The sequence below is a fragment of the Streptomyces sp. RK9 genome (assembly GCF_045070545.1).
Lineage (GTDB): Bacteria > Actinomycetota > Actinomycetes > Streptomycetales > Streptomycetaceae > Streptomyces > Streptomyces alboflavus.
In genome coordinates, this window is record NZ_CP173704.1 from 1,109,372 (window position 1) to 1,120,987 (window position 11,616).

The following is an 11,616-nucleotide window of genomic DNA, read 5'->3' on the forward strand; positions in this document are numbered from 1 at the left end:
CAGGTGACGACCCCGGAAGCCGAGCCGACGAGCCCCGAGACGCCCGAGCAGCCGCAGGCGGCGGCGGAGCAGCCGCAGGAGACGCCCGAGCGGCCGCACGAGGCGGCGGAGCAGCTGCATGAGGCGGCGGAGCAGCCGCAGGCGGCGGCGGACGGTCAGGCGGGTGCGGGTGCGGGTGCGCGGCCCGAGGCGCGGCTCGAGAAGGCCGTGCGCGCCGCCGAGCAGGCGCTGATCGAGTACGAGATCGCGGTGGAGACGTTCCGGGTCGAGGTGGAGAACTTCTCCCGGCTGCACCACCAGAAGCTCGGCCCGATGTACTCGCGCCTGGACGAGCTGGACGCCCTGATCGCCGAGGCCGTGGCGGCGCGGTCCGGTGACCCGGAGGACCTGCGCAAGGCGGACGAGGCGCGGGCGCGGGTGCTGCCGATGCCGGCGGTCGAGGAGCTGTTCCACGGCTGGATGGACGGCGACGGGCTGTTCCCCGAGGCCGCCGCGATGCTCACCGAGCAGCCCGTGCGGCCGCCGCAGCGGGTGCGGCCGAGCGACGAGGTCCGCAAGCTCTACCGGGATCTGGTCCGCAAGGCCCACCCCGACCTCGCGCAGGACGAGAAGGAGCGCGAGCGCCGGGACGAGTTCATCACCCGCGTGAACGCCGCGTACGGCCGTGGCGACGAGGCGCTGCTGCGGGAGCTGCTCGCGGAGTGGGCCGCGGGGCCGGTGCCCGAGGAGCTGCGGCCCACCCCGAGCGAGGAGCTGTACGCCCGGCTCGAATGGCTCGCCCGGCGCAAGGAGCTGCTCTCGGTCGTGGCCAGGGAGCTGGAGGAGAGCGCGATCGGGTCGATGCTCAAGCTGGCGCCCGACGACCCGGACCGGCTCCTGGAGGAGATCGCCGAACAGCTGCTCGCGCAGGTCGCGGAGCGCGAGGCTGAGCTGGAGCGGCTGACGGCCTGAGGGCCTGGCCGTCCGAGCTGGACGGCAGTGCGGTGCCGTGCCCGTCGGCCTCCGGTGCCGCCCGCCGTGTGCCGCACGTCGGGCTCTGCCGGTGGTGCCGGTTCGGTGAGCTGTGTGCCGTGGGTGGGCGGCGTCGGGGCGACGGTGGTCGGGTAGCGTCGGAGGCATGGAATTCGGATCTGGTGTGCCCACGGTCACGATCGGCGATCTCTCGGACGGAGACTTCCTCCTTGACGTCCGAGAGGACGACGAATGGCAGGCGGGGCACGCGCCGGGGGCACTGCACATCCCGATGAGTGACTTCGTCGCCCGCTTCGGCGAGTTGACCGAGGCGGCGCCGCAGGACGGCAAGGTCAATGTGATCTGCCGGTCCGGCGGCCGTTCCGCCCAGGTGACCATGTACCTCGCGCAGCAGGGCATCGACGCGGTGAACGTCGACGGCGGCATGCAGGTCTGGGAGGCCTCGGGCAAGACCGTCGTCGACGACAAGGACCAGCCCGGCACGGTGATCTAGCCCGAGCGGGCTCCGTGACCCGGTCCGGTCGGGCTCCGTGATCCTGGTCCGGCGTGGGCGTGGCAGTGGCAGTGGGCGTGGTGTGACCGCCTGCCGGTCGTGAGCCGTCGTCTCAGCTGAGGGAGTGCGCCGCGAGCAGGTCGCCCAGGGCGTCCTCGTGCGCCGCGGCCGGGCCGAGCGCGAGCTCCAGGTGCTTGGCCCAGGCGTGGTAGCGGTGCAGGGGGTAGTCCGTGTCGGCGCCGAAGCCGCCGTGCAGGTGCTGCGCGGTCTGCACCACCCGGCGCACGCCGTCCGACGCCCAGATCTTCGCCACCGCCACATCCCCGGAGACCGGGAGCGGCCCGCCGTTGCCCGCGCCCGCGCGGTCCGGTGAGCTGAGGCGCCAGGCGGCCTGCCAGAGGGTGACCTCCATCGCGCGCAGGTCGATGTAGCGGTCGGCGGCCTGCATGGCGACCGCCTGGAAGGTGGCGACGGGGAACCCGAACTGCTCGCGCTTGCCGGTGTATTCACTCGTCATGCCGAGCACGCCCGTACCGAGCCCGAGTGCGAGCGCGCAGGTGCCGGTCGCGAGCAGGTCCCGCAGGAAGTCCCAGGCGCCGTCCGCCGTGATCACGTCCCGGGCGTCGACCCGCACCGCGTCCAGGCGGAGTTCACCGAGCCGCTCCCCGCTGGTGGAGAACTGCTCGGCGAGGGCGAGCCCGGACAGGCCGCGCGGCACGAGAGCGAGGACGGCGCGGCCGTCGGGGGCGGTGGCGGGCACGACGGTGATGTCGGCGTCGTAGGCCCAGGGGACGCCGGTCTGGAGGCCGTCCAGGATCCACTTGTCGCCGTCGGGGCGCGCGTTGACGGCGAGTTCAGCGCCGTCGTGACCGGTGCGGCCGTTCGCGGCGACGGTCAGCACGGTGCCGCCGCGCGCGGCCGACTCCAGGACGGCCCGCTTCAACTCGTCGCCGCCGTGGAGCTGGACGGCGTACGCCGCCGCGCAGCTCTCCAGGAGCGGGACACGTGCCAGCACCTTCGCCGACTCGCGCAGCACCAGGCAGAGCGCGATGGGGTCCAGGCCCGACCCGCCGTACTCGGGTGCCACAAGGAGGCTGAGCAGGTCGGCGTCGGCGAGCTTGGCCCACAGCGCGCGGTCGAAGTCCTCCGCGACGGCCCCGGGGGTGAGGGCGGGGCTGGGCACGCCGTCCGGGGCGACCCCGGCGAAGACCGCCTTGGCCGCATCGAGCGCCGCCTGCTGCTCCTCGGTGAAGGTGAAGTCCACTGCTTGTCCCTCCGCACCGGCCGGTTCGGTCTCGTCGGCTCCGCCACAGTTTCTGACGGGTCGTCAAGATAGAACACGTTCTATGGGAAGGGAACAGCTGTGGCGCGCGGTCCGGTGAGCGGTCCGGCGCCGGCCTCGCGCGGTGGGGCGCTCAGCGGTCGAAGTCCAACTCCACCTTGTCCGTGGTCGGATGCGACTGGCACGCGAGGACGTAGCCGGCCTCGGTCTCCTCCGGCTCCAGCGCGAAGTTCCGGTCCATGCGGACCTCGCCGGACACCTTGAACGCCCGGCACGTGCCGCACACGCCGCCCTTGCAGGCGAACGGCGCGTCCGCGCGGTTGCGCAGCACCGTGTCGAGCAGGGACTCCCCCGCCTGCACCGGCCAGGTGCCGGAGCGGCCGTCGAGGGTGACCGTGACCGTGCTGTCCGCCGGGGCGGGCACCGCCGGTGCCGTGGTGACGCCGTCGTCCACGTGGAATATCTCCTCGTGGATGCGCCGCCGCGCCACGCCCAGCGCCCGCAGCGTCCGCTCCGCGCCCTGCACCAGGCCGTAAGGACCGCACAGGAACCAGCCGTCGACCTCCTCGACCGGCAGCAGCGCGGGCAGCAGCCGCGCGAGCCGCTCCTCGTCAAGACGCCCCGAGTTGAGCCCCGCCTGCTGCTCCTCGCGGGAGAGCACCGTCACCAGCTGGAAGCGGTCCGGCCAGCGGTCCTTCAGGTCGGCGACCTCGTCGAGGAACATCGTGGACGCGGCCGTACGGTCGCTGCGTATCAGACAGAACTCGGCGTCCGGCTCGCGCTCGAGGAGCGTGGTGACGATGGAGAGCACCGGCGTGATCCCGCTGCCGCCGACCACCGCGGCATACCTCCCCGGAGCCGGGTCCAGGGTGAAGCGGCCCGCCGGGGTCATCACCTCAAGATCGTCCCCGACGACGACCTCCTTGCGGGCGTACGTCGAGAAGGCGCCGCCCTCCACCACGCGCACCCCCACCCGCAACTGCCTGGGCTCACCGGGAGCTTGAGGGTCCGGGGCCGGGGAGCAGATCGAGTACGTACGCCGGATCTCCGTGCCGTCGACGACGCGGCGCAGGGCGAGGTGCTGGCCGGGAGCGTATCTGTACTCCTCGCGGAGGTGGGGTGGCACCTCGAACGTCAGCGTCACGGCGTCGTCGGTGAGCTCCTCGACGGCCGCCACGCGGAGCGGGTGGAAGCGCGCCATCACAGCTCCTTGAAGTGGTCGAAGGGCTCCCGGCAGGTGACGCAGCGACGCAGCGCCTTGCAGGCGGTGGAGGAGAAGCGGCTGAGCAGTTCGGTGTCCGTGGAGCCGCAGTGCGGGCAGCGGACCGTGAGGGTGAGCGGGATCGGCCCCTCGGCGGCGTGCGGACGGGGCGGCGCGATGCCGAACTCCGCGAGCTTGCGGCGGCCTTCGGCGCTGATGTCGTCCGTCGACCAGGCGGGGGAGAGCACCGTGCGCACCGTGACGTCGTCCCGGCCGTCCTCGCGGAGGACCTGCTCGATGTCCGCGCTCATGGCCTCTATGGCGGGGCAGCCCGTGTACGTCGGGGTCAGCTCGACGTCCACATGGCCGGTGGCGCCGACCCGGACGGAGCGGAGCACGCCGAGCTCGGCCAGGCTGAGGACGGGCAGCTCGGGGTCGGGCACGGAGCCCGCGAGGGCGTGGAGCCGGGCCTCTAGGGCCGTGGGCGCGGGAGCCGTCGTCGGCTCGGCGGGTGCCGTGGGTGCCGTGGGTGCCGAGGGGCCGACGGGCGCGGTGTGCGTCGTCGTGGGTGCCTGGGGGGCCTTGGTCACCATGACGCCCCCGGGTGGCTGCGGTGCAGGTGCTGCATCTCGGCGAGCATCCGGCCGAACGACTCGGTGTGCAGGCCCTCGCGTCCTGCGCCGGCCGTCCACGCCCCGCTCTGGGGGCCCTCGGGCACCGTGAGCGTCGCCTTCTGGAGCACGGTGGTGACCGTGGCCGTCCACTGCTCCCGCAGGGCTTCCCGGTCGAGGTCGAGACCGGCCACGGGCGCGAACATCTCGCCGGTGAAGCGCCAGAGCGCGTCCACGCCGCGCTGCATCCGCTCGTGGCTCTCGGCCGTGCCGTCGCCGAGCCGGAGCGTCCACTGCTCGGCGTGGTCCTGGTGGTAGGCGACCTCCTTGACGGCCTTCGCGGCGAGTGGCGCCAACGGGCTTTCCGTCGCGGCCAGTTGGCCGTACATGAGGTTCTGGTACACGGAGAAGTACAGCTGGCGGGCGATGGTGTGGGCGAAGTCGCCGTTCGGCTGCTCGACCAGCTGGAGGTTCCGGAAGGAGCGCTCCTCGCGCAGATACGCCAGCTCGTCCTCGTCGCCCGCCAGGGAGAGCAGCACCCGGGCCTGGCCGAGCAGGTCCAGGGCGATGTTCGCCAGGGCCACCTCTTCCTCGAGGACGGGGGCGTGGCCCGCCCACTCACCCAGGCGGTGCGAGAGCACCAGGGCGTCGTCGCCCAGGGCGAGGGCCGCGGTGTGGACGGCGGGGGCGTCGGGGGCCGGGGTGGCGGGGGGCGCGGCCTCGGTGGCCGACGGCGCGGGGGGCGTGGGCGTGGGGGTCACAGGTGCTTCACTCCTTCCGGGATGTCGTAGAACGTCGGGTGGCGGTAGGGCTTGTCGGCGGAGGGCTCGAAGAAGGAGTCCTTCTCGTCCGGTGAGGAGGCGGTGATCTCCACGGACGGCACGACCCAGATGGAGACGCCCTCGTTCCTGCGGGTGTACAGGTCCCGGGCGTTGCGCAGGGCCATCTCGGCGTCCGGGGCGTGCAGGCTGCCCGCGTGGGTGTGGGACAGGCCGCGGCGCGAGCGCACGAACACTTCCCACAGCGGCCATTCGGTCGAGCCGGTCATGCGGTCGCCTCCTTGCGCTCGCTCTGCTTGGCGGCGTACGCGGCCGCCGCCTCACGCACCCAGGCGCCCTCTTCGTGGGCTCGTCTGCGCTGCGTGATCCGCTGGTCGTTGCACGGGCCGTTGCCCTTGAGGACCGACCAGAACTCGCTCCAGTCGATGGGGCCGAAGTCGTGCTGTCCCCGCTCCTCGTTCCACTTCAGGTCCGGGTCGGGGAGCGTCAGGCCGAGCGACTCGGCCTGGGGGACGCAGATGTCCACGAAGCGCTGACGCAGCTCGTCGTTCGAGTGGCGCTTGATCTTCCAGATCATGGACTGCTCGGAGTGGGACGACTCCGCGTCCGGCGGGCCGAACATCATCAGCGACGGCCACCACCAGCGGTCCACGGCGTCCTGGGCCATCGCGTGCTGTGCCTCGGTGCCGCGGCTGAGGGCGAGCAGCAGTTCGTACCCCTGGCGCTGGTGGAACGACTCCTCCTTGCAGACGCGGACCATCGCGCGGGCATAGGGGCCGTACGAACACCGGCACAGCGGGACCTGGTTGGTGATCGCCGCGCCGTCCACGAGCCAGCCGATGGCGCCTACGTCCGCCCAGGTCAGGGTGGGGTAGTTGAAGATCGATGAGTACTTCTGGCGGCCCGAGTGGAGCTTGTCGAGGAGGTCGTCGCGGCTCGCGCCGAGCGTTTCCGCGGCGCTGTACAGATACAGGCCGTGGCCCGCCTCGTCCTGGACCTTGGCCATCAGGATCGCCTTGCGGCGCAGGGACGGCGCGCGCGTGATCCAGTTGGCCTCGGGCTGCATGCCGATGATCTCGGAGTGGGCGTGCTGCGCTATCTGGCGCACGAGCGTGGCGCGATAGGCGTCCGGCATCCAGTCACGCGGCTCGATGCGCTCGTCGGCCGCGACGGCCGCGTCGAAGGCCGACTCCAGCACCGCGGTGTCCACGGCGCTGTCCACGGCGGCGGCCGCGGGCTTGTGCGGTGCCGTGGTGAGCGGCTGGTGCGCTGTCGCCATCTCGGTCCCCCTCGACCTCGGGCAGTGTCTCGACACATCTCGTCCTGACCGGTGCGCCTCGCACCGGTCTTCCGGCATTCCGTCGAACCCGCCGACCGACCGATCGTTCGGTTCGTTGGAATTCAATGGTGCGGCGCCTCGCCATAAGGTGTCAACCCTGTGGATAACCTCCGGGACGCTGGGCCTGGCGGGCGGGCCTGAGTACGGTTCCGGCGGCAGGGTTCGGTCGTGGGGTCGAGGAACGGGGCGAGATGGACGGGCACGACAAGGATGTGGGCGGCGAATCCGCCGGGTCCGGCGCCGCACCCACGGGCTCCGACGCCGTGCCCGTGGGCCCTGACGCGGCACCCGCGGACTCCGGCGCCGCATCCGCATCCGTACCCGCAGGCTCCGGCGCCGCACCCGCCCGGACCGGCATCGCCGCCCTCTCCCGCCGCTCGCAGGCCGTCGCTGTCCTCGTCCTCGCCGTGGTCGTGGCCACCGTCTGCGTCCACGTCGGGATGGTGTTCCTGCACGTGGCGCCGTCGAACACCGTCACCAAGGAGCACGGCCGGACCGTCGACGACTGGATCTACCCCGAGTTCGAGCAGAACTGGAAGCTGTTCGCGCCGAACCCACTGCAGCAGAACGTGGCGGTGCAGGTCCGCGCGCAGATCCGGACCGCGGACGGGGCCGGCCGGACCACACGCTGGTACGACCTGTCCGCACAGGACGGCGCCGCCATCGACCACAACCTGCTGCCGAGCCACACGCAGCAGAACGAGCTGCGCCGCGGCTGGGACTTCTTCGTCTCCACGCACGACGCGCAGAATCGTCCCACCGGTCTGCGCGGTGAGCTGTCGGAGCGCTACATCCGGCGCATGGTGCTGCTGCGCCTCCACCGGCACGAGCCGCTCGCCCGCGGGGAGGCGTTCGACCAGGTGCAGGTCAGGTCCCGGACCACGGCCGTACAGCCGCCGGAGTGGAGTGACGAGAAGATCAGCGGCAAGCCCGTGCTGCGGGTGCTTCCGTGGTGGTCGGTCACGCCGGGCGACCTGCCGCTGGCCGGTGAGGACCGCGCGCACAGGGATGTGGCCGTGGCGCAGAACGGGGGCGTCCGGTGATCAGTTTCGATCCGCTCGCCCGGGGCGTGCAGCGTGTCACGGCCCAGGCCCTCGGCCCGTACCAGACCGCGGTGGTCCGTATCGGCTTCGCCGCCACCTGGCTGCTCTTCCTGCTGCGTGAACTGCCGCACCGGCGTGAGCTGTACGGGCCCGACGGCCCGTGGAGCTGGGACATGGCGCGGCAGCTCATCTCCGCCAACGACGCCTTCACGGCGCTGATGTGGTCGGACGGCCGGCTGTGGTTCGAGAGCGTCTACTTCCTGGCGATCGTCTCCAGCGCCCTGCTGCTCGTCGGCTGGCGCACCCGCACGATGTCCGTGCTGTTCATGATCGGCGTGCTCTCGCTGCAGAACCGCAGCATCTTCATGGGGGACGGCGGCGACAACGTCATCCACCTCATGGCGATCTACCTGGTGTTCACGCGGTGCGGCCAGGTCTGGTCCCTGGACGCGCGCCGTGCGGCACGCGCGCGTGCCCCGCAGTACGACCACGGGGACGACGGCGGCCTTGACGACAGTCATGCCGTTGATGACGACCGCCATGCCGACGGTGGAGCCCGTGTGGGCGGGGGTGACCGGGTCGGTCCCGCCCTGTGGTGGGTGCTCGGCCTCGCCCTGTCCGTGGTGACGTTCCTGGGGGAGCTCAGCTGGTTCTGGCTGCTGCTGTTCTGGGGGATGTGGGTCGCGCACGGGCTGTGGTGGGCAGCCGTCCGGCGCGCGCCGGACGGAGAGGCGCGTGTGCTGCTCGACGTCGTCGCCAACCTCGCCCACAACGCCGCCCTGTTGGTGATCATGGTCGAGGCGTGCCTGATCTACGCCACGGCGGGCTGGTACAAGATCCAGGGCAGCCGCTGGCAGGACGGGACGGCCGTCTACTACCCGCTCCAGCTCGACTACTTCTCGCCCTGGCCCGAGCTCGCCGACCTGCTGACCTCGCACGGCGTCCTGGTGATGCTGGTGACATACGGGACGGTCGCCGTGCAGGTCGCCTTCCCGTTCACGCTGTTCAACCGGCGCGTCAAGAACGTGCTGCTCGCGGTGATGATCTTCGAGCACGCCGTCATCGCCGTCGTCCTGGGGCTGCCGTTCTTCTCGCTCGCGATGATCGCGGCCGACGCGGTGTTCCTGCCCACGTCGTTCCTGCGGCGCCTCGGCGGCTGGGTGGCCCGCACGCGCACGCGGCTGCTCGCGCGGGTGCCGCGGCTCTCCCGCGCGGAGGTGCCGCAGGGGCCGCCAGGGGAGGAACAGCCCCGCGATGCCGCTGAGCACGCGCGCGTAGGCTTCGGTGCGTGAGCGGCAGCGGCAGTACGGGTCGGAGAAAAAGCGGCGGTAGTGGGCGATGAGCGGTAGCAGTCGTACGGACGGGGCGGGCGACCGCGGTCCGCGGAGCGGGGAACCGACCGAGCCGGTCCGTGTCTGGCACGGCCTCGCCGACACCTCCGTACTCCTGGACGGCTTCCACGCCCTGAAGCACGCGCTTCGCTTCGACGCCTCCATCCCTGTGGCCCTGACCAGCGACAAGGCCGCCGTCCTCGCCCTCGCGCAGGACTTGGCGCCGGACGTGTCGGACGCGCTCGACGCGCTGCTCGCCGAGACCGACGAGGCGACGTTGCGCGCGCTCGTGCCCCGGCTGCACCCCACGGCCGTGGCCGCCTTGGCGGTACGTCCGTCGCGTGCCGCCAACCTGCGGGCGCTGGAGCACACCCCCAGGGCCGCCCCCGTCGTCGTCCTCGACGACCCCCGCAACCTCGGCAACGCCGGGGCCGTGATCCGGCTCGCGGCGGGCTTCGGCGCGACGGGAGTGGTGACGACCGGCACTCTCGACCCCTGGCACCCCACGGTCGTGCGCGGTGGCGCGGGCCTGCACTTCGCGACGGCCGTGGAGCGCGTGGACGTCGGGGAGCTGCCCAAGGGGCCCCTGTTCGCCCTGGACGCGGAGGGCGAGGACATCCGAGGCGTCGAGATCCCGGATGACGCCGTGCTGGCCTTCGGGTCCGAGCGCAGCGGCCTGTCGGCCGAACTGCGCGCCCGGACCGACCACTTGGTGGCGCTGCCGATGCGGCCGCAGGTGTCGAGCTACAACCTCGCCACGAGCGTCGCGATGGCGCTGTTCCACTGGTCGTCGGGCACGCCCCCGAAGGCCCAGGCCTGAGCCTGCTCCCCCCGGGGGCCGTGGCGCCGCCCGGCTCACGCCTCCTTGCGGATCTCCACCACGCGGAAGCGGTTGGCCACGAACGCGCTGTCGCACAGCGCGGCGTTCGCCGCCGGGTTGCCGCCGGAGCCGTGGAAGTCCGAGAACGCCGCCGTCTGGTTCACATAGACCCCGCCCGTGAGGTTCAGCGACAGCTGGGCGCTCTCCTCCAGGCAGGTCTCCTCGACGGCCGAGGACACCTCCGCGGACGTCGTGTACGCCCCGACGGTCATCGCGCCCTGCTCGCGCACCGTGCGCCGCAGCAGCTCCACCGCGTCCGCCGCCGAGTCGACCGCGACGGCGAAGGAGACCGGGCCGAAGCACTCGCTGAGATACGCCGCCTCGGCGTCCGGCTTGGCGCCGTCGAGCTTGACGATGACCGGGGTGCGCACCACGGCGTCGGGGAACTCCGGATTGCTGACCTGCCGTGAGGCGAGGGCGACTTCACCGATGCCGGGGGCCGCGTCCAGGCGGGCCTTCACGTCCGGGTTGACCAGGGCGCCGAGGATGCCGTTGGCCCGGGCCTCGTCGCCGAGGAGGCCGTCCACCGCGCTCGCGAGGTCCGCGACCACCTCGTCGTACGACTTCGCGCCCGCGTCCGTCGCGATGCCCTCGCGGGGGATCAGGAGGTTCTGCGGGGTCGTGCACATCTGGCCGCTGTACAGCGACAGGGAGAACGCCAGGTTCGACAGCATTCCCTTGTAGTTGTCGGTCGACTCGACGACGACCGTGTTGACGCCCGCCTTCTCCGTGTAGACCTGCGCCTGGCGGGCGTTGGCCTCCAGCCAGTCGCCGAAGGACGTCGAGCCCGTGTAGTCGATGATCTTGATCTCGGGGCGGGTCGCGAGGGTCTTGGCGATGCCCTCTCCGGGCCGCTCGGCGGCGAGCGCGACCAGGTTCGGGTCGAAGCCCGCCTCGGCGAGGACCTCGCGGGCGACGCGCACCGTCAGGGCCAGCGGCAGCACCGCACGGGGGTGCGGCTTGACCAGGACGGGGTTGCCGGTGGCCAGGGAGGCGAACAGGCCCGGATAGCCGTTCCACGTGGGGAAGGTGTTGCAGCCGATCAGGAGGGCGATGCCGCGGCCGACCGGTGTGAAGCGCTTGGTCAGGGCGAGCGGGTCGCGCTTGCCCTGGGGCTTGGTCCACTCCGCGCTGTCGGGGGTGCGGGACTGCTCCACATAGGCATACGCCACCGCTTCCAGGCCGCGGTCCTGGGCGTGCGGGCCGCCGGCCTGGAACGCCATCATGAAGGCCTGGCCGCTGGTGTGCATGACCGCGTGCGCGAACTCGTGCGTGCGGGCGCTGATGCGCGACAGGATCTCCAGACAGACCATGGCGCGGGCCTCCGCGCCCGCGTCGCGCCAGGCGCGCATCCCGGCGCGCATGGCGGGCAGCAGGGTGTCCACGTCCGGATGCGGATACGTGACGCCCAGCTCGGGGCCGAACGGCGAGGTCTCCGCGCCCGTCCAGTCGTCGGTGCCCGGCTGGTCGAGGTCGAAGCGGCTGTTCAGGAGGGCCTCGAAGGCCGCCTTGCCCTCGGGCAGGCTCAGGCTTCCGTTCTCCCCGTAGGCCTTGGGGTGTTCGGGGTGCGGCGACCAGTACGCGCGTGTGCGGATCGTCTCCAGCGCCTGGTCGAGGGTGGGCCGGTGCTTGGCGATCAGCTGGTGCGCGGTGAGTTCGGCGGCCATGAGGGACCAACTCCTCGT

At 72.2% G+C, this 11,616-nt stretch carries 12 protein-coding genes; 5 read left to right on the plus strand and 7 right to left on the minus strand.

Features of this window, described 5'->3' with window-relative positions; genetic code table 11:
* Nucleotides 1-3 precede the first annotated feature (3 nt).
* Complete coding sequence (locus AB6L24_RS25125) at nt 4-951, plus strand: J domain-containing protein (protein WP_405658671.1); 948 nt, start codon at nt 4-6, stop codon at nt 949-951.
* 184 nt (nt 952-1,135) lie between these two features.
* Complete coding sequence (locus AB6L24_RS25130) at nt 1,136-1,465, plus strand: rhodanese-like domain-containing protein (protein ID WP_405663315.1); 330 nt, start codon at nt 1,136-1,138, stop codon at nt 1,463-1,465.
* Nucleotides 1,466-1,577: 112 nt separating this feature from the next.
* Here AB6L24_RS25130 and AB6L24_RS25135 read toward each other — a convergent pair whose 3' ends face one another.
* From AB6L24_RS25135 to paaA, 6 genes are all read right to left on the minus strand, one after another.
* On the minus strand, nt 1,578-2,729 hold the full coding sequence (locus AB6L24_RS25135) for an acyl-CoA dehydrogenase family protein (protein ID WP_405658673.1): 1,152 nt from the start codon (nt 2,727-2,729) through the stop codon (nt 1,578-1,580).
* A gap of 151 nt (nt 2,730-2,880) precedes the next feature.
* The gene (paaE, locus tag AB6L24_RS25140; protein ID WP_405658675.1) at nt 2,881-3,948 is read right to left on the minus strand and encodes a 1,2-phenylacetyl-CoA epoxidase subunit PaaE; all 1,068 of its coding nucleotides are present in this window, start codon (nt 3,946-3,948) and stop codon (nt 2,881-2,883) included.
* The gene (gene paaD / locus AB6L24_RS25145; RefSeq protein ID WP_405658677.1) at nt 3,948-4,541 is read right to left on the minus strand and encodes a 1,2-phenylacetyl-CoA epoxidase subunit PaaD; all 594 of its coding nucleotides are present in this window, start codon (nt 4,539-4,541) and stop codon (nt 3,948-3,950) included. Before paaD ends, paaE begins: the two co-directional genes overlap by 1 nt.
* Complete coding sequence (gene paaC / locus AB6L24_RS25150; protein WP_405658679.1) at nt 4,535-5,320, minus strand: 1,2-phenylacetyl-CoA epoxidase subunit PaaC; 786 nt, start codon at nt 5,318-5,320, stop codon at nt 4,535-4,537. Before paaC ends, paaD begins: the two co-directional genes overlap by 7 nt.
* Entirely contained in the window at nt 5,317-5,607 is a 291-nt protein-coding gene (gene paaB / locus AB6L24_RS25155) for a 1,2-phenylacetyl-CoA epoxidase subunit PaaB (RefSeq protein WP_405658682.1), read from the minus strand. The genes paaC and paaB overlap by 4 nt, the downstream gene beginning before the upstream one ends.
* Entirely contained in the window at nt 5,604-6,617 is a 1,014-nt protein-coding gene (gene paaA / locus AB6L24_RS25160; RefSeq protein WP_405658685.1) for a 1,2-phenylacetyl-CoA epoxidase subunit PaaA, read from the minus strand. Before paaA ends, paaB begins: the two co-directional genes overlap by 4 nt.
* Nucleotides 6,618-6,868: 251 nt before the next feature.
* Between paaA and AB6L24_RS25165 the strand changes: the two genes are divergently transcribed.
* The 3 genes from AB6L24_RS25165 to AB6L24_RS25175 are packed head-to-tail and all read left to right on the plus strand — an operon-like array spanning nt 6,869 to nt 9,871.
* Nucleotides 6,869-7,720, plus strand: coding sequence for a DUF5819 family protein (locus tag AB6L24_RS25165; protein WP_405658687.1), 852 nt, complete (start codon nt 6,869-6,871; stop codon nt 7,718-7,720).
* Entirely contained in the window at nt 7,717-9,012 is a 1,296-nt protein-coding gene (locus tag AB6L24_RS25170; RefSeq protein ID WP_405658689.1) for an HTTM domain-containing protein, read from the plus strand. The genes AB6L24_RS25165 and AB6L24_RS25170 overlap by 4 nt, the downstream gene beginning before the upstream one ends.
* A gap of 46 nt (nt 9,013-9,058) precedes the next feature.
* Nucleotides 9,059-9,871 carry a TrmH family RNA methyltransferase gene (locus tag AB6L24_RS25175; protein WP_405658691.1) on the plus strand — a complete coding sequence of 271 codons (813 nt, stop codon included), beginning with the start codon at nt 9,059-9,061 and terminating at the stop codon, nt 9,869-9,871.
* A gap of 35 nt (nt 9,872-9,906) precedes the next feature.
* On the opposite strand, the gene paaN is transcribed toward AB6L24_RS25175, so the two are convergent.
* Nucleotides 9,907-11,598, minus strand: coding sequence for a phenylacetic acid degradation protein PaaN (paaN, locus tag AB6L24_RS25180; protein WP_405658693.1), 1,692 nt, complete (start codon nt 11,596-11,598; stop codon nt 9,907-9,909).
* Nucleotides 11,599-11,616 lie beyond the last annotated feature (18 nt).